Source organism: Amycolatopsis umgeniensis (genome assembly GCF_014205155.1).
Lineage (GTDB): Bacteria > Actinomycetota > Actinomycetes > Mycobacteriales > Pseudonocardiaceae > Amycolatopsis > Amycolatopsis umgeniensis.
On record NZ_JACHMX010000001.1, the window covers coordinates 3,830,971 to 3,854,347 of the forward strand.

A 23,377-nucleotide genomic window follows, 5' to 3' on the forward strand; every position below is an offset into this window, starting at 1 on the left:
ACCGGAATCAGCGGCAGCCGCACTTGTGCAGGGTCGCCGCGACGACGTCGAGCGCGGCCCGGCCCTTGTTCTGGTCCGAACCGGACGACATCAGCGCGAACACCAGCATGCGGCCGTCGGTGTCGAGCACCACGCCCGCCAGGGTGTTCACCCCGGACAGCGTCCCGGTCTTGCCGCGCACCCAGCCACGGCCCGCCGCCGAAGCGGGATCGCCGTAGCGCTTCTCCAGCGTCCCGCTGCCACCCGCGACGGGAAGACCCGCCAGCAGCGGCCGCAGTTTGGCCGTCCTCGGATCCTTGCCGTCCGGCGCCGCCGCGACCGCGAGGATCTCGCTGAGCACCTTGGCCGGGATCTTGTTCTGGTCGGACAAGCCGCTGCCGTCGTTGATCTGGACGCCGGTGAGATCGAAACCGGCCTGTTTGAGCACGTCCAGCGTCGCGGCCGCGCCGCCAGCGAACGACGGCTCGGCGCCCTTGGCGAGCGCGATCTGGCGGGCGAGGACGTCGGCGAGCATGTTGTCGGAAAGCTGCAGCAGCGAGTTGGCGAACTCCGCCAGCGGTTGCGACTTGACCTCGCCGAGCACCTTCGCGTCCTTCGGCGCCGTCGTCGTCCCGCCCGATTGGGCTTCGAGCTTCCCCGCGATCTTCTGGGTCAGCGCGGTCGCGGGATTGGCGATGCGGGGCGCGTGGTCGCTCTTCGGGTCGTTGCGGCCGCCGTCGGCCATCACGGGGACGACCGGGGCCATGTAGGTGTTCCCGGCGACGGTGTCCTCCGGGTCCCAGCCCTTCGCCGACGTCGGTCCCTTGAACAGGCTGACGTCCAGCTGGACCTTGGAGATCTTGCCGCCGCTCGCCTTCTTGACCTGGGCGACGAGATCGTCGACGTGGGCGGCGCCCGGGTACAGCGGCGAGTCCGTGCCCAGCGGCAGCGAAGTCAGCGAGGGATCGCCGCCCGCGACGAGGATGACCGTGCCCGGGTCGGCGCCCTGGACGATCTTCGTCGAGATCTGCGTCCCGTGGTCCAGCGACAGCAAAGCGGCCGCGACGACGAGGATCTTCGTGGTCGACGCCGGGGTCAGCGGGGTGGTGGAGTTCTTGTCCCAGAGGACGTCGCCGGTCGCGGCGTCCACGACGGTGCCGGTGAGCGTGCCGAGGTCGGCGGCTCCGGCGGGGCCCGCCAGCGCGGCGGCGAGACCCGCTTTCGTCGGCGCGACGCCGTTGATGTCCGGCCCGTGCAGGACCCGGGTGACACCGGCGGGTTTGGGGATGTCGCCCTTCGGCGCGTTCGGCGCCCAGGGCAGGCCGAGCCGGTTCGACACCTTCGGTGTCGCGGCGGCGGCGCCCATCCCGGCGAGCAGGAGCACGACGACCAGGGACGTGATCAGCAGGACCTTGCGCTTGCGCTTCTTCGGCTTCGGCGCGGAAGCCGTCTCGACGGCCGGGGGTTCTTCGGACGGCGACTCGAGCTGCTGGATCCCGACAGTGGCTTCGGAATCGAAGTGCTCTTCGGCGGGCTCGATGCGGACCGGGCGCGCGTGCATGGTCGCGGACGGGACCTGCGCGGGAGGCGGTGGCTCGACCCGGCTCTGCTCGGGACGGCGCGGCGGCTCCTGGATCGGGAGTTCTTGGCGCTGAGGTTCTTGGCGCTGAGGTTCTTGGCGCTGGGGTTCTTGGCGCTGGGGTTCTTGAGGCAGAGGCTCTGGTCTCGCGAGCTCGTGTTCCCGCGTCGGGGTGGCGGCGCCGCGGTCGAACTGGTCCCAGTCCGGCTCTTCCGTCTGCCGAGGCTGAACGGGCTGCACGAAGACCGTCTTCGGCGCCTCGGGCTCCTCCGGCTCGACAGGCGTCACCGGTGCGAAAGCAGACCACTGCGGTGTCGGAGTCTCCGGGACGTCCGGTTCTTCCTCGACCTCTACGACCGGCGAGAACCACGAATCACTTTCGGGTGTGACCTTCGGCACTGCCAGCTCTTCGGTCTTGCCGTTCGCCAGACCCGACATGGGCAGCCAGACGGTGGCCTCACCGCCCCCTTTGGCGCCCTTGGGCTCGCCGGATGAGGTGTCCTTGTCGTCCGACGGCCACCTCGGGTCATCGTTTTCCGGCACGTAACGCTCCTTCATCCACCGTCCGGGGAAGGGGCCAAGCTCACATACGACCACATCGATGCGACCGCCCGAGCCCCCGTGGTCCACACTAGTGAAGACAAGACGATGATTTCGGTGAGCCGTCCGCGAGGCGGGGCGTACCAAAGACGAGAGCAGCGAGGCCGGCGTGGAATTCGACGTCACTATCGAAATCCCCAAGGGGGAGCGCAACAAGTACGAGGTGGACCACAAGACCGGTCGGATCAAGCTCGACCGGACCCTGTTCACCGCCACCCAGTACCCCGCCGACTACGGGTTCATCGACGACACCCTCGGCCAGGACGGCGACCCGCTCGACGTGCTGGTGCTCGTCCAGGAGCCGACCTTCCCGGGTTGCCTGATCCGCTGCCGCGCGATCGGCATGTTCCGAATGACCGACGAGAAAGGCCCGGACGACAAGGTCCTCGCGGTCCCGACGAACGACCCGCGCCTCGAGCACCTGCGCGACATCCACCACCTGAACGAGTTCCACAAGCTCGAGATCCAGCACTTCTTCGAGGTGTACAAGGATCTGGAGCCGGGCAAGAGCGTCGAGGGTTCGACCTGGGTCGGGCGCACCGACGCCGAGGCCGAGATCAAGCGTTCGTACGAGCGTGAGACCGATCGGCTGGCGAAGGAAGCCGTCGACGGTCCTTCTCACTAGCTCGCAGGGCTGAAGGGGCCCTTCACCGCATGTCATGCGGTGAAGGGCCCCTTTGCTTCGTCTTATGCGGGGCCGCGAGTCGTCCGTCCAGTCACGCGTGTCGTCCGTCTGATCACACGTGCCGTCCACCCGATCACGCGAAGTACCAGCTCGGTCACCTGTACTCGGCTAGGCGCGGTAACCCGGGATCGGGAACGGCGCCAGGAACTCGCGGATCTCGGCGGCGATCGTGTCCAGGGCGGACTCCTCCTCGGCAGCCGCGGCGGTGATCGTGCGATCGATCCACTCCGCCACCTTGACCTGGTGCTCCGGCTCGAGCCCGCGGGTGGTGATCGCGGAGGTGCCGAGCCGGATACCGGACGGGTCGAACGGCTTGCGCGGGTCGAACGGCACGGTGTTGTAGTTCAGCTCGATCCCGGCCCGGTCCAGCGCCTGCGCGGCGGGCTTGCCCGGCACGTTCTTGCCGGTCAGGTCGATCAGCAGCAGGTGGTTGTCGGTACCGCCGGACACGAGGTCGTACCCGCGTTCCACCAGCGCCTCCGCGAGCGCGCGGGCGTTGGCGACGATGGCGTGCGCGTAGTCGCGGAACTCCGGCTTCTGGGCCTCGCCCAGCGCGACGGCGATCGCGGCGGTCGTGTGGTTGTGCGGGCCGCCCTGCAAGCCGGGGAACACCGCCTTGTCGACGGCCTTCGCGTGGTCGGCGTCGGAAAGGATCATCGCGCCGCGCGGGCCGCGCAGCGTCTTGTGCGTGGTCGTGGTGATGACCTGCGCGTGCCCGACCGGCGACGGATGCGCGCCACCCGCGACGAGACCGGCGATATGCGCGATGTCGGCGACCAGGACGGCGTCGACCTCGCGGGCGATTTCCGCGAACGCCGGGAAGTCGATGGTGCGCGGGATCGCGGTGCCGCCCGCGAAGATCAGCTTCGGCCGGTGCTGCAGCGCGAGTTCACGCACCTGGTCGAGGTCGACGCGGCCGGTCTCCTTGCGGACGCCGTAGCGCACCGGGGTGAACCACTTGCCGGTCGCGGAAACGCTCCAGCCGTGCGTGAGGTGACCGCCGTCCGGCAGCGCCATGCCGAGCACGGTGTCGCCGGGCTTCGCGAACGCGAGGTACACCGCCAGGTTCGCCGGGGAACCGGAGTACGGCTGGACGTTGGCGTGGTCGGCGCCGAAGACGGCCTTCGCGCGCTCGATGGCGAGGTTCTCGACCTGGTCGACGAGCTGCTGGCCCTCGTAGTACCGCTTGCCGGCGTAGCCCTCGGAGTACTTGTTGGTGAGGACGGTGCCCGTCGCCTCCAGGACGGCCTGGGAGACGTAGTTCTCGGACGCGATCAGGCGGATCTTGTCGTGCTGACGCTTCGCCTCGTCCTCGACGAGCCCGGCGATCTGCGGGTCCGCGGCGGCGAGCGCGGACAGTTCTGGCTGGTGTGTCATGGCGTACTCCGGCTCAGGAGTGGCCTTCACCCAGGCGCGCGGTGCCGGCCTGAATTCGCTTCCCGGTGGTGCTCCACCTCAAATGCGCCAGTCGCTGGTGCCCTCAGAGCCTAGTGCACTCCGCCGGGGCGGGAATCGGCATGCGGGCGATGTCCGGCACACCAACGGCGGCTGCAGCCGGCCGTCCGATCACAGAACGCCTCCGCGCAGACGGCGCAGCGCTTGATCCGCCGCCAGCCGCCGAACGCGACCAGTTCCGCCAGCCCGGAGGCGCCCGCGACCAGGTCGCCGCATCCCGGCCACGGCGTCACAAGTACTACACGCCAACCGTTTCCCGCCTCGACGAGCCGTGGCGCCGCGCCGTTGCCCGCCAGGATCCGGTTGAGCCGATCGGCGGCGGCGTGCTCGTCGGGCAACGCCGAAACGACCCCGGCGAGCCACGGATTCCCTTGTGCCAGCAGCCTTTCCGCGATCTCGAGCGCCGGGTCGAGATCACGGAAAGGCGGGACGATCACATGCTTGCGGGTCACGGTTCTTCGATCGCGACACCCATCGAGCGGGCCGTGCCCGCGATCGTGCGCATGGCCGCGCCGAGGTCCCCGGTGTTGAGATCCGGCAGTTTCCGCTCGGCGATCCCGCGCAGCTGATCCTGGGTGAGCTTCCCGGCGACCTCATGTCCGGGACGGCCGGATCCCTTGCCGCCCAAGGCTTTCTTGATGAGGAAAGACGTGGGCGGGGTCTTCAGCCGGAGTTCGAAGGAGCGGTCTTCGAACACCGACACGACCACCGGGATGATCTCGCCGCGGTGCGCGGCCGTCGCCGCGTCGTAGGTCTTCTTGACCTCGACGAGGTTCACGCCGGTCTGGCCCAGCGTCTTCCCGAGGTCGACCACCGGCGCGTCGCCGGCGGTCAACTCGAGCGTCGCCTGGTGCGTCTTCTTCCTGGTCTTCGGTGCCATGCACCCGAAGCTAAGGTCTCCAGTTACTGGAGAGTCAATCGATCGGCTTGACGCTTTCCGCGTGCCTGCGCGCCAGCTCCTGGTAGATCGCCGCGTTGTGCTCGACCCAGCCACGGGCGGCGCCGTCGAGCGGGACGTGCTTCTTCGCCGGGCTGCCCATGGCGACCGTCTCCGGCGGGATGACCATCCCGGGCGTCACCGTGGCACCGGCCGCGACCAGGGCCTTCGCACCGATCTGCGCCTTGTCGAGCACGGTGGAGCCGTTCCCGATCAACGCCTGCTCGCCGATCGTGCAGTCGTGCACGAGGCACTGGTGCCCGACGGTGACGTTCTTGCCGACCTCGGTCACGCCGCCGTTGACGTGGATGACCGAGTTGTCCTGGATGTTGGCGCCCTCGCGGATGAGGATCCGCCCGAAGTCGGCGCGCAGCACGGCGCCGTACCAGACGGAAGCGCCCTTTTCGACGACGACGTCGCCGATCAGGGTGGCGGTGGGGGCGATCCACGCTTCGGGATCCACCTGGGGACGCTGCCCCTCGAATTCGAACATCGGCATGCCCCGCACCCTATGCGCCCGAGCGCGTGAAGGCCCCCTTCCCTCGGCTGGTCACTCAAACCACGGCCGAGGGAAGGGGGCCTTCACGCGCAAACGCTCGCTGTCAGCCGATGGCGGTGTTCAGCAGGAGGTCCACGGCCTTGTCGTTACGCGTGGTCTCCCGGACGATCACCTCGTCGGGCGGGTAGAAGCCGGGGTTGGAACCCCGCGGGTACATCTCGAAGGTGAAGCTCAGGATCTTGTGGGTGCCCCACATCCAGTCGTCGATCGTCCCGTCCGTGATGTACAGGTCGCTCGACTGCTGCGGCGTGTAGCCGTTGGTCGCCGCCAGCTGCCTGCCCAGCGTCTGGAAACGCTGCGCCTCGGCCGCCGTCATACCCGGCGCGGTGTCGTTGTACGTGAAGCCGAACGGCCACAGGACGAGCTCCGAATAGGTGTGGAAGTCGATACTCGCCTTGATCTGCTGGACGCCGCCGATCTTGCGCGAGTTCACGAAGTTGGACACCGCCCTGGTCTCCGGGGCGGAGAACGCCGAGGGACCGCGGTAGGTCTCGCTGGACGTCGAGCCCGACGAACCGCCGCAGCAGCCCCAGTTGTAGCCCCAGTTGCGGTTGGGGTCGGTGCCGTTGCCCTGGCGGTTCTTGCGCCAGTACTTGTAGCTGCCGCCGGAGATGTCGTACTCCGAACCGTCCGGGTTGACGTTCGGGATCACGTAGATCTCGGTGCTGTCGACGAAGCGCTTGATCGCCGGGTCGGAGGCGTAGCCCTGGGTGAACCGGTTCACGATCCGCAGGCACATCTCGGTGGTGAGGTGCTCGCGCGCGTGCTGGTTGCAGGTGAAGAGGACTTCGGGCTCGTTCTCGTCGGTCCCGACGTTGTCGCTGATCTTGAGCATGTTCAGCGCGCGGTTCTGGTACGAGTTGCCGACGCTGCTCAGCCGCGCGATCGACCCGTAGTTCGCCTGGGCGTTGCGCAGTTCCGTGGTGACCTCGGCGTAGTTGTGGAAGCCGGAGTCCGACGGCGGGAAGTCGTTGATCGCGTTCGTGCCGACCTTCTCCGACCTGTCGACGACGCCGCGCTGCTCGACGCGGAAGCCGAGCGAGCGGACCTTCGCCGCGTCGCGCGCCTCACCGATGAAGGTGGTCGTACCGCCCGCAGAGCCGAGGACGTCGACGCCCAGCCGTGAGATCTGGGTGCGCTGCTGTGAGGTGCCGGTACCGAAGACCTCGTAGATCTGGACCTGCGCGTCTTCGGCCTGCTGGTCGGCGGTCGCCGGACTCGCGGCGACCGGGATGGTGAACGCAGCGACGGCCGCGATCGCCACGGCCATGCACCGTCTTATGCGCATCGTCGTCTCCTAGCTCTCAGGCAAGGGAAGGGAACCTCACCATGGCGGGAGCCGGATGTACCGAACAATCCGTAACGGTACGGATCTAATGCGTATTTCTAGCCGTAGTTCGCGAAACAGAGCGCTTCGATGTCGCCGCGCAGTGCGGCGAACGGCCGCCGCCGGACGCGCTGCTGGACGATCGCACCGAGCAGATAGGACAGTAGGGCCCGCGCCCGCGCGCGAGGGTCTTCGACGTCGAGCGGGGCGAGCAACTCGGCGAGCAGCTCGGTGATCGACGTGAGCATGACGTCGATGGCCTGAGGGTGCTGCGCGCGGCCCGCGGCGATCCAGTACTCGAACCAGAGGAACGCGGCGTTCGGGCGGCCGGAGAACTCGGACAGGAAGGCCTCGAGGGCGGCGAAGAGCCGCTCGTCCGGGTGATCGTGTTTCTCCGAAATTTTGCGCAAATCGGCCGTGAACGTTGTGATGTGCGCCGCCATCGCGCGATCGATCAGGACGTCGATGTCCGCGAAGTAGTAATGAATCGCACTCTTCGTGAGCGGCCCGGCCTCCGCGATCGCGCGCACGGTGCAGCCGGCGAGCCCGTCCCTCGCGAGCACGACACGTGCCGCTTCGACGATCTGCTCCTGTTTCTGCAGCTGATTGGGGGAGAGCCGCACGCTGCGGCCGGGGACGGCGGTCACGAAGTTCCTTACACCAAGTAGTCAGGACGGTCGCCCTGAAGCTTAGGGCAACCGTCCCGGCCGATCACAGCGGGTGAAAAATCTAGGTGGCTAGCGGCCGATCTGTAGCGGACAATGCGCGGCATGGTGACCACAGGGGACAACGGGTTCAGCCCGGCCGCGCGACGGCAGCTGGAGAAGGAACTCGCCGATCTGCGTGCGCAGCGCGACGCGATGGCGCCGCTCGTCGGCGAACAGGAACGGACCGGCGACGCGGCCGATCAGGCGGAGGTGCTGGACCGCGCGGAGGCCGCGGCCTATCTCGAGCGGCGCATCGCCGACGTGGCGGCGAAACTCGAGCACGGCGGCCGCAACAGCAAGGGCCTGCTCCCCGACGGCACCACCGTCACCATCAGGTACTCCGACGGTGACGAGGAGGAGCTCCACATCGTCACGATCCCGAGCGAGGACGCCGACGCGTTCACGGTCACCTCGGACAGCCCGCTCGGCCTCGCGCTCGTGGGTGCCAAGGAGGGCGACGAGATCAAGTACCGGACGCCGCGAGGCGAGACCAGCGCCACCGTCGTCACCCTGAAGCCCCCTGCCTGACCGATCTTTCCGTTCCGTTCCGTGAAGGCCCCCTTCACGTACCTCAGGTACATGAAGGGGGCCTTCACGTACCCGGGTCGTGAGGGGCGATTCGAACGGGCCTGGCCGCGAGAGCGCGCCGCGCGCATGTCGCGAAAGCCACTTTCGGGACGTCTGATGTCCCGAAAGTGGCTTTCGCGACGCGCGTCGGTGCGAGCGAGCAGCCCCCGCCCGGGAACCCGCGCGACCAGACGTGAGGGATCCGGGCCTTCGGCCGGCCCTGACGCACGAACCGACGTGTTGCGAAAGCCACTTTCGCAACCTTCAACGTTGCGAAAGTGGCTTTCACAACCGTCACGCCCTTCACGCGCCCGGACGGCAGAGGACCGGATTCACCAACTCGGCGCACGGCCGGTGCCCGTGTGACCGGACGATGTCCTTGCCGACCTGGTTGGTCAGGTACCGCAGGAAGCTCGCGACGAGCGAGTCGGCCTTCGGCTCGCCGAACGTGTACGAGTACTCGGTCTCCCAGAACGGGTACGCCGCGTGGATCGCGCCCTCCAGGGTCGCCTGGTGGCCGTCGATCCGCACCGGCAGCGCGTCCTCGCGTTTCGTGGCCGCGCCCAGTTCGCTGTAGCCGAGCGCGCCCGGCACGCGCGCGACAGTCTCGAGGACGTCGTTCGTGGACGGCCGCGCGCAGCGCACCACCCCCGGCTGGGCTCCCGGCGCCGGCTTGAGGCAGTCGTCGGAGTTGTCGCCCGGCTCCCGCTTGCCCGCCAGGATCTGGAGCTCGAACGTCCGCCGCGTGCCGGAGTCGGAATGCCGGTCGACGAGCCGGACCGGCTGGTCCTTGCCGCCGATCTCCCGCCAGTTCGCGATCTTGCCGTCGTAGACGTCGCGGATCTGCGCGAGCGAGAGGTCCTGGACGCCCGCTTCCTTGTTCACCACGAGCGTGAACAGCGAGAACGCGACAGGCCGCGGCAGCAGTTGCGGGAAGCCCTCGCTCTTGGCGCCGTCGGAGAACGCCAGCACACTGTCGTTCCCGGCCTGGTTCAGGCTGCCGAGCCCCTCCGCGCTCCCCCGGGTGTCAAAGGTGAACGACGCGCCCGGACACGTCTTCGCGTAAGACGCCGTCGCCTCTTTCAGGACCGGCGCGAACGCCGTCGATCCGGTGATCGTGAGCTTTCCGGACGCGCAGTCCAGCGGCGGCGGCTTCTCGTCGAAGACCAGCGAGCGCGTGAGCTGGAAGATGCTGACCACCACGAGGAAGAGAATCAGTGCCATCACCGAACCGGTCGGTCCGGTGCGGCTCTTGGTCTCGCGGAGACTGCCGCCCTTGATCTCGCCGACGACCTGTGGATCGTCGAACTCGTCGGTCGAGCCGTTCGGGATGCGGTCGAGGACGGCGAGGATCTTGTAGTGCGCGCCGCGGTTCAGCGGCACCCTCGGCAGGTCGATCACGCCGACCGGGCGTTCGGGGTTCTCGTCGCGCGCGCCGAAACCGGAGTCGTCGCCGAAGCATTCGTGCAGATGCGGTGAGCTGAGTTCGGTCACCACCATCCCGGCCACGGTGCGGCCGGGGAACTTCACGCGGACGCCGACGCGGTCGTTCTCGTTGACCGCGTAGTCGTCGGTGTCGATGTCGGTGGTGCCGCTGTTCTCGATGCGCAGCAGCACGAACGACGGGTCGACGAGCCGCTCGCCGTTCTCGTGCTGCAACTGCGCGAGCGCGTCGGCCGTCGGCGCGAACCCGCGCTCGGACGCCGTCGGGGTGTCCATCTGGACGCGGTAGCCGAGCCGTTTGCGGCCGACCAGCACGAACTCCCACAGGAACGCGATGGCAGGCACGCCGATCCCGACCACCGCGAGCAGGACGTCCCAGGGAAAGCCTTCCAAGACCAGCCTCCAGGTTCGGGGAATCGAACCTAAGGCTCATCCCGGGCCGGGACGGCGGACTTCAGCCAGTGTTCACCGGCCGTCCGCGAAGGCGTAGTCGTCGAGGTCGAAGAACCGGCTCGTCACCATCGTTTCCAGCGTGGGCGAGGCACGGAACGGCACGTCCCCGTTGGCGTCGAAGTAGTAGCTGTTGGCCAGCGAGCAGCTGTCCTGGAAGAACACCTGGTGTTTGCGGCGGTCCAGCATGCTCTGGAAGTACCGGTCGTTCGCCTCGTTCGTGACTTCCACCCGCGTCGCGCCCGTCTTGCGGGCGTTGCGCAGGCACCGGACGATGTGCGCGGTCTGCGTTTCGATCAGGTTGAAGTACGAGGAACCGTTGTAACCGTAGGGCCCGAGAATGGTGAACAGGTTCGGGAACCCGGGCACGCTGACCCCTTGATACGCCTGGAACCTGTTCTCCTCCCAGAACTTCTCCAGATCGGTGCCGCCCGCCCCGCGCACGGTGAACGCGGGCATGTTGCCCTTCTCGAACACCTTGAACCCGGTCGCCAGCACCAGGACGTCGACAGGATGCTCGGTGCCGTCGGCGGTCCGCACGCCGTGTTCGGTGATCGTGTCGATGCCCGTGGTCTCCAGCGTGACGTCGTCACGGTTGAACGTCTGGAGGTACTCGTTGGAGAAGCTCGGCCGCTTGCAGCCCAGGGCATAGCGCGGGGTGAGCTTCTCGCGGGTTTCGGGATCCTTGACCGCGCGGCGAAGATGCGCGAGCCCGATCCGCTCGCCCGCCCCGGCGGTCGGAAGGAGTTTGTGGAAGTGCGCGGCCAGCGGGAAGGTCAGTTCGACGAGCGCCTGACTCGCCAGCCGAGACAGCCGTTTCGCTCCGGGCAGCCTTCGCATCGCGAGCCTCACAGGCCCCGGCAGCGCGGCGTCGGGTTTGGGCAGGCACCAGATCGGCGTCCGCTGGAACACCGTCAGATGCCCGGCTTCCGGCGCGATGGACGGGATCACCTGCACGGCCGAAGCCCCGGTGCCGACGACGGCGACGCGTTTCCCGCGCAGGTCGACGGTGTGGTCCCACCGCGCGGTGTGCATGACCGTGCCGCGGAAGTCGGCGAGCCCGTCGATCTCCGGCGGCTTCGGCTGGGTGAGCACGCCGGTCGCGCCGACGACGAACCGTGCCGTCATCGACCAGCCGTCGGCGGTTTCGAGGCGCCACAGATGCGTTTCGTCGTCGAAGGTCGCCGAGACGACCTTGCTGCCGAGGCGGGTGCGACGGCGGATGTCGTACTTGTCGACGCAGTAGTCGGCGTAGGCCTTCAGTTCGCGGCCCGGCGCGTAGACCCGCGACCAGCCGGAGATCTGCTCGAACGAGAACTGGTAGCTGAACGACGGGATGTCGACGGCGACGCCGGGATAGGTGTTCCAATGCCAGGCGCCGCCGACGCCATCGCCCTCCTCCAGCATGAGGAAGTCTTCGAAACCCGCTTTTTGAAGCAGGATCGCGGCCCCGATACCGGAGAAGCCACCGCCGATGATCGCGATCTCGTGGTCCGGCGTCATGCGGGAAGTCCTTCCGTGGCGAAAAGCGAACCGGCGCCGAGCACGACGACGTCGGCCTGGTGCTCGATCCCTTCGGCGGTGCGGATTCCGTGGGGTGCGAAGGCGTAGACGGGCCAAGTGACGAGCTTGCAGCCTGGCCGCCGCAGCGCGCCGTAGTAGCCGAGACCCGGCGCCGTCCGCCGCGAGCCGAAGCGGCGATCCGGTGTCAGCAGCCTGCGGATCCAGGGGTCTTTCACCTGCCAGCGCAGGAAAACGCGGGCGACGGCGATCCCGAGGACGTTCGGCCCCGGCACCGGCATCGGCACCACCCAGTCCGGTTCCTCTTGGAACACCTTCACCGACCGCGCGGTGGCCACCACCTCGGGCACGATCTGCGCCGCCTCGCGGCCGGGCGCGACGACGGCGACCCGCTGCCCGGCGAAGTCGTGCCCGAACCATTCGGTGCCGCGCAGCACCTCGCCCTGGAATTCGCCGAGCGTCATGACGCGACCGGTTCGTGGGTGATCTCCTCGGTCCACGACTGCGGTTTGCCGAGCAGCCGCGCGGGGATCAGGCGGGTCGCCTTGACCATCGGATCGGCCAGCAGCCGGTGGTAGACGTGCGAGCGGTCGACGATCATCGCCGCCTGCGCCTTGAGCACGTGATAGGCCGGGATGCGTTTGGTGAACTCGCCGCGGCCGCCGATCGTGGAGAACCGTTTCACCGCGTTGTACAGCTTCTTCTCCGGCAGGCCCATCGCGACGATGTTGTCCCGCATCTTGTTGATCAGCGGGACGAACACCACGATCAGGCCGAGGACGATCTGCGGTTTGAGCGAGCCGACGGACTCTGTGATGAGCTTGGTCGTCGATCCGGCACCGATCAGTTCGAGTACCTCGAAGTCGGCCGTGATGTGCCGGGCCTCGTCGGAGTTGATATGCCGGAACACCTGATGGCACACCGGATCGGAGACCTCGTCCAGCAGGAACTTCACCAGCGCGCCGTCCAGCGCGCATTCCAGCAGCGGGATGAGCGTGGCCAGCGCGGTCAGCGGCAGCGAGTCGCCGTAGTCGTCGAGGACCTTGATGGCGAGCTTGACGTTGATGTTCGGCTCGGGCATCGAACCGTTCTCGTCGAGCATGCCCCAGCGCTTCATCAACGCGAGTTCGGCGTTGGCGTGCTTCTGTTCCTCGGCGTGGAAGTACCGGTAGATCTCCTGGATCACCGGTGTCGGCGCCTTTTTGGCCAGCGACGCGAACCCCCGCGCGCCGACGTGCTCGATCCACACGAGATCGGCCATGAACGGCCGCATCTTGGCGCGCAGCTCGTCGGTCATGGTTTCCGCGCCGGGCGCGTCCCAGTCGATGTCGGCCAGCGACCACTGCTTGTCCTTGATGGTCTGGAGCATCGCGGCGAAGTCGTAGGCCATCACTTCTCCTTTTCGGCGGGCAGGAACCGGCCGAGGAGACCGGCGATCCGCGTGTACGGGACGGGCACGAAACGCTTGGCGTGCCACAGAAGCTGAGCGTCGGGTTGCGGCACCACGTAAAGGCGCCCGCGATCGTGGGCGTCGAGCGTCATCTTCGCGACCTTTTCGGCGGAGAACCCGACCACATCGGACACCCGCCGCGCGAGTCCGCGTGCCTCGGCGTCGATGAGTTCGCCGTCGAAGATGTTGGTGCGGACGAAGGTCGGGCACAGCACGGTGACCGCGACGCCGGTGCCGGACAGTTCGGCGGCGAGTGTCTCGGAAAGGCTGACGACCCCGGCCTTGCTCACGTTGTAGGCGGCCATCCTCGGCGCTGCGGTGAAGCCCGCGGCCGAGGCGACGTTGATGACGCCGCCCGCTCTCGCCGACCGCATGGCGGGGACGAAGGTGTGACAGCCGTGGATCACGCCCCAGAGGTTCACGCCGAGGGCCCGCTGCCAATCGGACAACGGGCTCTCCCCGACGACCTTGCCGCCGGCGCCGATCCCGGCGTTGTTGACGACGAGATCCGGCTCGCGGCCGAGCCAGGACCGGGTCTGTTTCGCGAGTTCGGCGACTTCGTCCACAGAGGACACATCACACGCGACGGCGACAGCGTTCTCAAGCGTCTTTGCGGTTTCCTCGGCGGCTTCGAGGTCGATGTCGGCACAGACGACACGGCTCCCGCGCCGGACGAGTTCCGCGGCGATCGCCCTCCCGATCCCGCTGCCCGCCCCGGTGACGACGGCGTGTGCTCCGTGGGTCCGCTTCACTAGGCCGCCCTTTCGATCGCCGGGAGATTCTCGGTGAGGAACCGGCAGGCCCGCTCCATCGCGGGCCGCGCCTGGGGGATGAACCGGGTCAAGGCCTGGAAGACGTGCATCTGGCCGGGGACGACGTCCAGTTCGCAGTCCGCCCCGGCGCGGCGCAGCGCCCTGGCCAGCTCGATGGCGTCCGCGGCGAGCATTTCGAGGCCACCCGCCTGGATGATCGTCGGCGGGAAGCCCTTGATGTCGTCGAAGGCGAACCGCAGCCGCGCGGACGCGATGTCGGCGTCCACTGTGTACAGACCGACCAGCCGCGCGGCCGCGGCGGCGGAGATCATCGGGTCCGGGCTCATGCGTTCTCTTTCCGCCGCGAGCGAGAACGTCACGTCGAACAACGGCGAGAAGAGCGCCAATGCGGCCGGGGGTTCTTTTCGTTCCCGGATCAGCTGGGCGGCGAGGTCGACCGCGAGATGCCCGCCCGCGGAGTCACCCGCGACGAGGATCCGGCGGTATCCCTGGCCGACGAGCCTGTCGTAGGCCGCGCGGACGTCTTCGGCGGCGTTCGGGAAGCGATGGCGGGGCGCGAGCCGGTACTCGCAGGCGAAGACCGGCAGGCCGGTGCCGTCGGAGACCCGCGTGGTCAGCCCGCGATGCGTGCGCGCCGAACAGAGCGCGTACCCGCTGCCGTGGAGGTAGAGGACCACGGCGTCGCCGTCGGTCACCCCGGGCCCGCGGACCCACTCGCCGCGGATGCCGGGCTCGACGCGACTTCCCTTCAACGGCGGGGAAGCCAGCCACAAACTGCTCGCGATGAAGGCACGGGAGAACCGGATCCCCGCCGGGGTGGCGGGGATCGAGTTGGCGATCGGCCGCACGAAGACGGAAGTCAGCGCGGCGGCCAAACCGGGTCGCAGGCCATTCTGCGGTCGCATGCCCTCAGAATGAATCCGAGGGCATCTGCTGTCAAGATGGAGAGGTGACCGCGTCCCGCCGCTACAGCGGCAAAACCGCCGACGAGCGCCGAGCCGAGCGACGGCTAGCCCTGCTCGGCGCCGCCTTGGACATCTGGCAGGAACAGGGCTGGGCGGCGGTCACCATGCGGGGCGTCTGCGCGCGGGCGAACCTGACGGACCGGTACTTCTACGAGAACTTCGCCAACCGCGACGCGCTGCTCGCCACCACCTGGGAACAGGTCCGCGACGAGACCCTTCGCATGGTCCTCGACGCCGTCGCCGCGCGGATCGAAAGCCCGGCCCTGGACCAGCTTCGTGCCGCGGTGGACGTCGTCGTGCACCACGTCCGGGAAGAACCGGCCCGCGCGCAGATCCTGTTCGGCGACCACGCGGGCAGCGCGGTGCTGGAACAACTGCGGCGGCAGACCGTCCAGGAGACCACCGGCCTGCTGATCGAACTGGCACGGCCGCATCTGAAGCTCGATGTGGACGAACTGGAATTCCGCGTCAACGTCCTGCTGGGGATCGGCGGCTTCGTCGAGATCATGCTCGCGTGGCGCTCCGGCCTGCTCGACGCGGACGCGGCCACCCTCGTCGACCACCTCACGGGAGTGGGGACTTCGCTGTCGCGGACGTTCCTCAAGGGCGACACCAACGGGTGAATTTTCGCGCCGGGCTCGCCGCCGGGCCGGAAATGCGTCAGGGCCTCATCCGGTGTGTCCGAATGAGGCCCTGACCTGCGGAGCCGCCTAGGGGAATCGAACCCCTGACCTATTCATTACGAGTGAATCGCTCTGGCCGACTGAGCTAAGGCGGCGTACATCGGGCTCGCACCCGATGACGGGGCCAAGTGTAGCGGAGGCTTGAACGTCACCTTCCGGGGCCACCGTCGTTAAGGTCCTATGACGCCGGTCTCAGTCCCCCAAGATCGGCCCATCCCCACTGGAGGACCTGTTCATGCGGCGACGACTGCCCCGTGTGCTGGCGCTTCCGGCCGCCGCGGCTCTGCTCTTGCTGACCGCGGCTCCGGCGACCGCCCAGACGATCCCGACCACGCCGATCCCCGAGCCGAACAACCCGGGGCAACCGCCGATGTCGGCGCCGATCGGCCCGCAGCCGCTGGGCAAGGCCGTCGGTGACGCGGGGGCGGCACTCGGCGTTCTGCGGCTGCTGCCCAACGCGGTGCCGACGAGCGCGATCCTGCCGGGCGTCAGCGACCAGCTGCCGAAGCAGTCCGCGCTCGAGGCCGGGATGGGGCTTTCCAGCGCGCAGGCCAACTCCGAGGCCTTCCTGAGCTACGAGCGGTCGATCGCGCAGTCGTCACCGTTCGGCCTGTCCGCCGCCGGCAACGCGCCGCAGACGCCGGGCAGCCTCGTGCAGACGGCGCTGCCGGACAACCCGAAGCCGATCAGCGGCGGCCTCAACGCGCCGAAGAACCCGCTGTTCAATCTCGGCCTGCTGAACGGCGAGGCGCACGCGCGCTGGAGCCCGACGCTCGGGCCGTGCGTCGGCACGATCGCCGACTCGAGCACGTCGATCGCGAACCTCGCGCTGCTGCCGACCATCCCGAACATCCCGGGCGCCGACCAGCTGACCGCGGCGAGCGACCAGCTGAAGGCGGGTCTCGCCGGGCTTCCGGGTCCGCTGGCGAGCCTGGGCGGGCTGCTTTCGGGCACCAGCGCCAGCAGTGACGGCAAGGGCGCGGTGCTGAGCCTGCCGAACACGCTGTCTTCGCGGTCGACCGTGCGGCTGGTCGACGTCCCCGGCGCGAAGAACAAGGCCGTCGAGTCGACCTCGACCCTGCAGGCGGCCAGCATCGAGCTGCTGAAGGGCACGCCTCTCGGCCTGACGATCAAGGTCGCCAGCCAGCCGACGCTGCGGGTCACCTCGACCGGCGACAAGAAGACGTCGAAGGTCGAGTACACCGCGCCGGTGCTGCAGATCGTCCGCGGCGACAAGGTGCTGTTCACCCTCGACGCGAACAACCCGGCCAAGGACATCCCGATCGGCATCCCGCTGCCGTCGCTCAAGCAGCTCCCCGGCTTCGAGCAGCTGAAGAACGTGCCGGTCATCGGCGGGCTCGCCGAGATGCTCGACGGTGCCACCAAACAACTTCCGGGCGGCGAAGCCGGAAACGGGCTCACCCTCGACCTCGGGGTGCTGAAGCTGTCGATCGCCGGACTGAACCAGAAGTCGAGCGACATGACGTCGCCGTTCAAGGGCTTCCAGATGGGTGCCTCGGCGCGACTGCTGGACCTGCAGATCCTGCCGACGACAGCGCTGCAGAAGGCGCTGCCGCCGGACGCCGCGAAGAAGCTGCCTTCGTCGCTGGCCCAGGTTTCGCTCGGTGAGCAGATCGCCCGGGCGTACGCGCCGACCGGCGGTGTCGAATGCGGCACGGTGACTCCGCCGCCCGCGGGCAACAACGGTGGCGCGGCGCCGAAGGGCCCGGTCAAGAACCTGGCTTACACCAACGCCGCCTACGACACGGTGCCGATGTTCTGGGCGGGTACCGCGATGCTGCTGATCGGCGTGGTCCTCGTGGCCGCCATGCCGGGACGGCGCCGACTCGCGGTGGTTCCGGTCTCCCGCAAGGACGTGCCGGGCTTCAAGCCCTCGCCGCGACCGCGCTCAGAGGACTAGACGGGGCGAGGAGGGTGATGAACGGTCCTTTCACGCCTTGCCCCCGCGTGGGAGGCCCGTTCGTACCGCTCTCGGTCGCCTAGGTGTTCATGGAGGGTCTCGTGGCCCCTTCGAAGTACAGGAAGGCCCCCTTCACTGCGTCTAGCGCAGTGAAGGGGGCCTTCCTGTACTTTCCGGTGCTCCGTGGCGCAGGTTCTCCTCCGGGCGGGGGGCTGAAGGGGCCTTTCACCGCATGGGATGCAGCGAAAGCGCCCTTCGCCTCATCCAACGCAGCGAAGGCGCCCCTCGCTGCGCTCGGGCCCGCCACAAGCTGTCCCCAATGCCACATTGGGGACACTGAGCGTCTCCAATGCCACATTGGGGACACCACCCCAGACCCGAAGCTCCTTCACTTACCCACAGCAGTTGTCCACAACCACCCCCACCTGTGGACAACTCGCCCGACCAGCACTTTTCCGCCCTCAACCCCGGTAGACTGGACTCGGGGTCGCCCCCCTGGGACGGGCGGGGGGCTGGGGTGGTGCCGATCAGCCTTGCCGCAGGGTGGTGACCATGGCTTCGACGGCGATGCGGGGTTTCACGTTCAGGTCGATGGCTTCGCGGCATTCCAGGACGGCTTCGAGGCGGCGCAGGATCGAGTCCGGCGCCCAGGCCGAGGCGGCCTGCGAGATTTCCGAGGCGTGGTCGGGGTGGTTCAGCGTCGCGCCCGCGCCGCTGGCGGTCACGAGCACGTCCCGGTAGAACGCGGCGAGGTCCACCAGCGCGAGGTCGAGAGTGTCCCGCTGGGTCCGGGTCGCGCGGGATTTCTGGCGCTTCTCGAGCTGCTTCACCGCGGCTTCGGCGGCTCGTTTCGCCCCGGCGACACCCTTTCCGATGCCGTCACCGCCCATCGCGGTGCGGAGTTCGGAGCGCTCGGCCTCGTCGCGGACTTTGCTTTCCTCGCCCGCGTCGGCCTCGGCCGCGCTGATCAGCTGATCGGCGCAAGTGAACACATCGGACGGACGCCGCAGGCCCAGCGGGATCCGCAACACCGTCGCCCGCCGCTGCCGGGCCGCCTCATCGGTGGCGAGCCGCCGCGCGCGGCCGACGTGTCCACTCGAGACGGAGGCGGCCCATTGCGCGCGCTCGGGATCGATGCCGTCCCGTTCCACGAGAACCTGCGCGATCGCCTCGGCGGGCGGAGTCCGCAGGGTGACCAAGCGGCACCGCGAGCGGATCGTCACCGACACGTCGTCCGGGTGATCGGACGGCGCGCACAGCAGGAACACCGTGCGGTCCGGCGGCTCCTCGACGGCCTTCAGCAGCGCGTTCGACGCGCCTTCCGTCAGCCTGTCGGCGTCTTCGATGATCACCACCTGCCACCGCCCGGTGGTCGGACGGCGAGCGGCGGCCTGCACCAGCGAGCGCATTTCCGCGACGGAGATCGAAAGGCCTTCCGGCGCGACGAGCTTGACGTCGGCGTGCGTGCCGGCGACCACGGTCCGGCAGCCGGGGCATTCCCCGCAGCCGGTACCGGTGCTGCACTGCAACGCCGCCGCGAACACCCTGGCCGCGGTCGAGCGACCCGAACCCGGCGGGCCGGTCACCAGCCACGCGTGGGTCATCGCCCCCGGGGCGACGGGCTGGTTCTCGATGATCCGCGCGGCCGCCGTCGACGCCGAAGAAAGCGTGCGCGCCGCGGGCTCCTGGCCGACGAGCTGCTTCCAGACACCGATCAGCACAGGGGCTTCCGTCATCTCGCCTCGACCTTTTCCTCCGCCGGAGCGAGTCCGGCGAGCCTGCCGACGAGCACCGCGCGAATCGCGGTCCGGATCCGGTCGCTCACTTCGTCTTCGGTGCCCTCGGCGTCGACCACGACGTACCGGTCCGGATCGGCGGCGGCCATTTCCGTGAGCAGATGCTGCACCCGCCACTGCGCGTCCAGCGACGCCGACTTCCGCATCACCGTGCCGGGATCGGCGTCGAGCAGGACGGTGATGTCCGGCCGCAACCTGCCGGTCGCCCAGTCGGCGAGCCCTTCGAGTTCCTGGCTGTCCAGCCCGGCGACAGCGGACAGATGCGCCAGCGGCGAATCCACGAACCGCTCCATCACCACGACGGAACCTGCGTCGAGCGCGGGCTGGATGTCCCGTTCGACGATGTCCGCACGCACCGCGGCCGCGGCGAGCGCCTGCGCCCGCGCGCCGGTCAGCGAAGCGCCGGAGAGCAGCTTCGCGAGCCGCTGGTCGTCCAGCGCCGGATCAGCCGCCAACACGACCGGACGCGTACCCGCGCGCAGCCATTCGGCCAGCCGCGCGGCCTGGGTCTCGGTGTTGATCGCCCGCGTTCCTTCGAGCGCGATCAGCAGCCCGTTGACGCGGCGCGGGCTGCGGCGCAGGGCGTTGCGGAGATCGGCGAGGATCGGCTCGGCCCGGCGGTCGTCCATCTGCCGGTACGCGACGATGCCGGCGATCAGCGCGAGGACACCGCCGCCGATCATCACCGGCCGGGTGCCGTCGATCGTGATCGTGCCGCCCCACAATTCGACTTCGGTCGTCTGGACCGCGCTGATCAGCACCGGCACCAGCACCGTCGAGCCGAACAGCACGATCTTCATCAGCGACTGGTAGATCGCGTTGATCCGGCCGCGGATGGAGTCCTCGATCCGCGAACCGATGATCGTGACACCGGTCAGGAACGCCGTCCCGGCCCAGACACCGACAGCGGCGACCGCCACCAGCGAAACGGCGAGGTGCGGCGACAACGCGACGACGACGAGACACAGCCCCGCGGCGACGATCGAGATCCCGAACAGCCTGTCGTGCGCGAGCCGCCGGGCGAGCTTCGGAGCCACGGCCATCCCGGTGGCGAGCCCGAGGAAGACGGCGAGCACGAGAAGGTTGAACGCCGCGTCACCGGCCAGCAGGCTGGACGAATACGGCTTGGCCGAACCGATCACCGCGCCACCGGCGGCGAACGCGCCGAAAGCGCCGATCATCAGCCCGCGCACCAACGGCGTCGTCCGCACGAAGCGGGCGCCGTCGGAGATCATCTGGCGGAAGCCGAATTTCTCCTCGTCGGCGGCCTTGACCTTGGGTTTCTCGACAGCGTGGACATTGCGCAGCGAGAGCTCGGGGATCCGGGTGGCGATCACGATCGCGCTGGTCAGGTACAGCAGGCCGGTGATGACGACGGCGACCTTCGCGATGCCGAGCTGGGCGTCACCCTGAAAGAAGTGGAACGTGGTGTTGCTGCCGGTGAGCACGGCGTTCGCCCCGGCCGCGGTGATCACCGCGAGGCCGTAGGTCATCACCATGCCGAGCTGGTTGGCCGTCTCGACCTGGTCCGGGCGGCGCAGCAGGTTCGGCACCGCCGCGTCCTTCGACGGGATCCACATCATCGCGCAACAACCGACCAGGAAGTTGCCGACGAACACCCACCACGGCGTGCCGACGAACGCGATCGACAGCAGGAAACCGCACCGGCCGAGGTCACAGAGCACCATCACCTTGCGCCGGTCGAACCGGTCGGCGAGCAGCCCGCCGAGCGGGGCGAACAGCAAGCCGGGCAGCAGCGAAGTCAGCACGACACCGACGAACGCGAAGTTCTGCGCGGCGTAGTTGTCGGTCAGTTTGGTGACCAGACCGGTCAGCGTCAGGAGGTTCAGCCAGTCCGCGACGCTGCACAGATACGAGACACCCCAGATCCGGCGGAACGGCTTGATCGCCAGCACCCGCCGCACGCGGTGCATGGTGGACGCGTCACGGCCCGCCGAACCATCCGTGCCCGCTTCGGGCACCGACTGCACGCCCTCGCTGATACGCCCACCCCACTAGTCACGCGGCGCCGGGCGCGACCCGGGTCAACGCCGAGTCCCCCGACCGTATGGCCAGGGTATCCCGATGGGTGACGTGGGGGTGGACGGCCCCGTCCGGCGCTACCGCCGGACGGGTTACCCGAAGATCCCCGCGATGCTGTTGAACAGGCTGGCCAGCAGCTGAATGGCGAGGACCGCGAAGACGATCATCAACGCGATCGCGATCATCACACCGGTGGTGTTCGACGAGGGCTTGCCGAGCCTCGGAAGCTGCATGGAACGCTTGGCACGCCGTACTTCGACCTCGGCCTCTTCGTCGACTTCCGCCGGCTCTTCCTGCTTCAAGCGACGAGGCTGGCGAATCAGCTGCGGCGGCCTCGACGGCCACGTCCGCTGCTGGGGCAGGATCCCCATCGGAGTAGCACCTTGCTCACCGACCGTGCTGACGACCTTCCCCGGCGGCAGGTCGGGCGTTTGCTCGGCACCCGGGCTGTCGGCGGGCTGTTCGTCCGCGAGCATCGCCGCGTTGACCATCCTGCTCACGACTTCGGGATCGTGCTGGACCGGTCCCGGCACCTGCACGCGGATCTCGTCGGAGAGGTTCGATGGCGCCGTCGTGCCGGTCGTGACCAGCCCGGACAGTGGGTCGGCGAACGTGTCGCCCGGAGGATCTGCCTGAGTGCCATCGCCTTTCACGACGTCGGGGGCATCGAAGAAGGGAGTTCCGCCCTTCCCGCTCATGGTGACCACCTCACTACGGAATGTCCTCTGCTTCCAGGGTAACCACCTCGGCCCGGCGCACATCCGCCCAATGGGCCAGATAAATATCACGCGCAGCGAGGCTGATCTTCACATCCTCCAACAAAGGTTCGAAGAAAGAACGCCGGTACCGAGCATCTGTCGCGGTTGATGCGGCGAAGTACAAACCGGAGAAAACGGCAAGGAAAAGGGAGACATTGACCAGGGCGGAACTCACCGGAAGAGGGACACCCAGCAGTGTTCCCGGCGCCGATTCACGGCCGGCGAACTCCGTGACGACCTCCGGCTGGAGGATCAGCACCCCGAACACGATGAAGAAGGCGAACACCAGCACCCCGAACGCCACGATCTGCACCGCCTGGGCGAAGAACAGCACCAGGGCGATGTTCAGCCGCTCCACCTTGGACAGCGCACGCCGTCCCGGCAGCGCCGTGTCGCCGTCGGCGAACGGTGTGCCGCGCAGGGCGGCCGCCCCGGGCTCGACGGTCCAGGACTTCAGCTCCTTCATCTCGTCGGACAGCATCGACGCCAGGAAGACCGCCCCGATCACGACGAGGAAGCCGACCACCAGCCACAGCCGCCCCGGGCTCAGCCGTTCCACGGCCTGCCACAGCTCCGCGGTGAAGAAGCTGAACATCACCACCAGCAGAAGCAGCGGCAACGCCCGCGACGCCAGCGATCCGATGGCTCTGACCTGCGCGACCGCACTCCTCGCCGCCCAGGTCAGGATCGAGCCGACGCCGATCCGCACCAGCAGCATCAGCACGGCCAGCGCGGCGAGGTTGACGAGCACGGCGACCCACAGCGGATCCGCCCACGGCACCAGCCCGGTGAGGCGTTCACCGAACGGCAGGACCAGCACCCAGAGCCCGATCGTCGCCGCCATGACGGCCAACCGGACCCTGGTCCGTCGCAGCACTCGGAGCAGTTTCGCCATCAACCGGCCGCCGACCACCGGCACCACGACCACGGCGAACGTCAGCGCCAGCACCCCGAGGACGTAGGCGAGGCCGCTTTCGCGCATCCGGGCCTCGAGCACCTCCTCGGGGACGTCCAGGAGCTTCAGCAGTCCCGCCAGCAGCAGATCGAGCAGGCACAGGAACATCAGCCCGGGCGTGGAGCGGCGGAGCATGCCCGCCCCTCGCCTGCGCCGGTGGATGACCATCGGCAGCCCTCGCCGCCGGAACCACGCGTCAGCCGCCCGCCGGTCCAGGTCCATGC

21 protein-coding genes, 1 tRNA gene and 1 riboswitch are annotated in these 23,377 nt (G+C 68.6%); of the genes, 4 read left to right on the forward strand and 18 right to left on the reverse strand.

The window, feature by feature from the left end:
• Positions 1-7: 7 nt before the first annotated feature.
• Entirely contained in the window at positions 8-2,116 is a 2,109-nt protein-coding gene (gene dacB, locus HDA45_RS17705; RefSeq protein WP_221471165.1) for a D-alanyl-D-alanine carboxypeptidase/D-alanyl-D-alanine endopeptidase, read from the reverse strand.
• A 151-nt stretch (positions 2,117-2,267) separates the two neighbouring features.
• On the opposite strand from dacB, the gene HDA45_RS17710 reads away from it, so the two are divergent.
• Positions 2,268-2,783 (forward strand): inorganic diphosphatase, encoded by a 516-nt coding sequence (locus HDA45_RS17710; protein ID WP_020632071.1) that lies wholly within the window; start codon positions 2,268-2,270, stop codon positions 2,781-2,783.
• A 168-nt stretch (positions 2,784-2,951) separates the two neighbouring features.
• Here HDA45_RS17710 and HDA45_RS17715 read toward each other — a convergent pair whose 3' ends face one another.
• From HDA45_RS17715 to HDA45_RS17740, 6 genes are all read right to left on the reverse strand, one after another.
• Complete coding sequence (locus HDA45_RS17715; RefSeq protein ID WP_184896721.1) at positions 2,952-4,220, reverse strand: serine hydroxymethyltransferase; 1,269 nt, start codon at positions 4,218-4,220, stop codon at positions 2,952-2,954.
• A gap of 21 nt (positions 4,221-4,241) precedes the next feature.
• Positions 4,242-4,325, reverse strand: a riboswitch (ZMP/ZTP riboswitch).
• 5 nt (positions 4,326-4,330) lie between these two features.
• The gene (locus HDA45_RS17720; protein ID WP_184896723.1) at positions 4,331-4,750 is read right to left on the reverse strand and encodes a CGNR zinc finger domain-containing protein; all 420 of its coding nucleotides are present in this window, start codon (positions 4,748-4,750) and stop codon (positions 4,331-4,333) included.
• On the reverse strand, positions 4,747-5,178 hold the full coding sequence (locus HDA45_RS17725) for an uL11 family ribosomal protein (protein WP_184896725.1): 432 nt from the start codon (positions 5,176-5,178) through the stop codon (positions 4,747-4,749). The genes HDA45_RS17720 and HDA45_RS17725 overlap by 4 nt, the downstream gene beginning before the upstream one ends.
• Before the next feature lie 34 nt (positions 5,179-5,212).
• On the reverse strand, positions 5,213-5,734 hold the full coding sequence (locus HDA45_RS17730; protein ID WP_184896727.1) for a gamma carbonic anhydrase family protein: 522 nt from the start codon (positions 5,732-5,734) through the stop codon (positions 5,213-5,215).
• A gap of 103 nt (positions 5,735-5,837) precedes the next feature.
• Positions 5,838-7,064 carry a M14 family metallopeptidase gene (locus tag HDA45_RS17735; protein ID WP_184905743.1) on the reverse strand — a complete coding sequence of 409 codons (1,227 nt, stop codon included), beginning with the start codon at positions 7,062-7,064 and terminating at the stop codon, positions 5,838-5,840.
• A gap of 116 nt (positions 7,065-7,180) precedes the next feature.
• On the reverse strand, positions 7,181-7,768 hold the full coding sequence (locus tag HDA45_RS17740; protein ID WP_101611086.1) for a TetR/AcrR family transcriptional regulator: 588 nt from the start codon (positions 7,766-7,768) through the stop codon (positions 7,181-7,183).
• A 123-nt stretch (positions 7,769-7,891) separates the two neighbouring features.
• Here HDA45_RS17740 and HDA45_RS17745 point away from each other — a divergent pair, with 123 nt between their 5' ends.
• The gene (locus HDA45_RS17745; RefSeq protein WP_184896729.1) at positions 7,892-8,356 is read left to right on the forward strand and encodes a GreA/GreB family elongation factor; all 465 of its coding nucleotides are present in this window, start codon (positions 7,892-7,894) and stop codon (positions 8,354-8,356) included.
• Between the two features lie 342 nt (positions 8,357-8,698).
• Here HDA45_RS17745 and HDA45_RS17750 read toward each other — a convergent pair whose 3' ends face one another.
• From HDA45_RS17750 to HDA45_RS17775, 6 genes are all read right to left on the reverse strand, one after another.
• Positions 8,699-10,231, reverse strand: a complete 1,533-nt coding sequence (locus tag HDA45_RS17750; protein ID WP_184896731.1) for a PstS family phosphate ABC transporter substrate-binding protein — start codon at positions 10,229-10,231, stop codon at positions 8,699-8,701.
• Between the two features lie 72 nt (positions 10,232-10,303).
• Positions 10,304-11,791, reverse strand: coding sequence for a flavin-containing monooxygenase (locus tag HDA45_RS17755; protein ID WP_184896733.1), 1,488 nt, complete (start codon positions 11,789-11,791; stop codon positions 10,304-10,306).
• Complete coding sequence (locus HDA45_RS17760; protein WP_184896735.1) at positions 11,788-12,273, reverse strand: NAD(P)/FAD-dependent oxidoreductase; 486 nt, start codon at positions 12,271-12,273, stop codon at positions 11,788-11,790. The genes HDA45_RS17755 and HDA45_RS17760 overlap by 4 nt, the downstream gene beginning before the upstream one ends.
• Positions 12,270-13,199, reverse strand: coding sequence for a ferritin-like domain-containing protein (locus tag HDA45_RS17765; protein WP_184896737.1), 930 nt, complete (start codon positions 13,197-13,199; stop codon positions 12,270-12,272). The genes HDA45_RS17760 and HDA45_RS17765 overlap by 4 nt, the downstream gene beginning before the upstream one ends.
• Positions 13,199-14,011 (reverse strand): SDR family NAD(P)-dependent oxidoreductase, encoded by an 813-nt coding sequence (locus HDA45_RS17770; protein ID WP_184896739.1) that lies wholly within the window; start codon positions 14,009-14,011, stop codon positions 13,199-13,201. Before HDA45_RS17770 ends, HDA45_RS17765 begins: the two co-directional genes overlap by 1 nt.
• Complete coding sequence (locus HDA45_RS17775; protein WP_184896741.1) at positions 14,011-14,937, reverse strand: alpha/beta hydrolase; 927 nt, start codon at positions 14,935-14,937, stop codon at positions 14,011-14,013. The genes HDA45_RS17770 and HDA45_RS17775 overlap by 1 nt, the downstream gene beginning before the upstream one ends.
• A gap of 44 nt (positions 14,938-14,981) precedes the next feature.
• Between HDA45_RS17775 and HDA45_RS17780 the strand changes: the two genes are divergently transcribed.
• Positions 14,982-15,620: a TetR family transcriptional regulator gene (locus HDA45_RS17780; protein WP_184896743.1), complete on the forward strand. Its 639-nt coding sequence runs from the start codon at positions 14,982-14,984 to the stop codon at positions 15,618-15,620.
• 81 nt (positions 15,621-15,701) lie between these two features.
• Here the strand turns inward: HDA45_RS17780 and HDA45_RS17785 are convergent.
• A tRNA-Thr gene (locus HDA45_RS17785) sits at positions 15,702-15,775 on the reverse strand.
• A 140-nt stretch (positions 15,776-15,915) separates the two neighbouring features.
• On the opposite strand from HDA45_RS17785, the gene HDA45_RS17790 reads away from it, so the two are divergent.
• Positions 15,916-17,601, forward strand: coding sequence for a hypothetical protein (locus HDA45_RS17790; RefSeq protein ID WP_184896745.1), 1,686 nt, complete (start codon positions 15,916-15,918; stop codon positions 17,599-17,601).
• A gap of 527 nt (positions 17,602-18,128) precedes the next feature.
• On the opposite strand, the gene HDA45_RS17795 is transcribed toward HDA45_RS17790, so the two are convergent.
• The 4 genes from HDA45_RS17795 to HDA45_RS17810 all read right to left on the reverse strand — a co-directional run bounded on the left by HDA45_RS17795 (position 18,129) and on the right by HDA45_RS17810 (position 23,375).
• Positions 18,129-19,337 carry a DNA polymerase III subunit delta' gene (locus tag HDA45_RS17795; protein ID WP_184896747.1) on the reverse strand — a complete coding sequence of 403 codons (1,209 nt, stop codon included), beginning with the start codon at positions 19,335-19,337 and terminating at the stop codon, positions 18,129-18,131.
• Complete coding sequence (locus HDA45_RS17800; RefSeq protein ID WP_184896749.1) at positions 19,334-21,388, reverse strand: MFS transporter; 2,055 nt, start codon at positions 21,386-21,388, stop codon at positions 19,334-19,336. The genes HDA45_RS17795 and HDA45_RS17800 overlap by 4 nt, the downstream gene beginning before the upstream one ends.
• Positions 21,389-21,532: 144 nt before the next feature.
• Positions 21,533-22,138 carry a hypothetical protein gene (locus tag HDA45_RS17805; RefSeq protein ID WP_221471166.1) on the reverse strand — a complete coding sequence of 202 codons (606 nt, stop codon included), beginning with the start codon at positions 22,136-22,138 and terminating at the stop codon, positions 21,533-21,535.
• 13 nt (positions 22,139-22,151) lie between these two features.
• A complete protein-coding gene (locus HDA45_RS17810; protein ID WP_184896753.1) occupies positions 22,152-23,375 on the reverse strand; it encodes a hypothetical protein in 1,224 nt (407 codons plus the stop codon).
• Between the last annotated feature and the right edge of the window lie 2 nt (positions 23,376-23,377).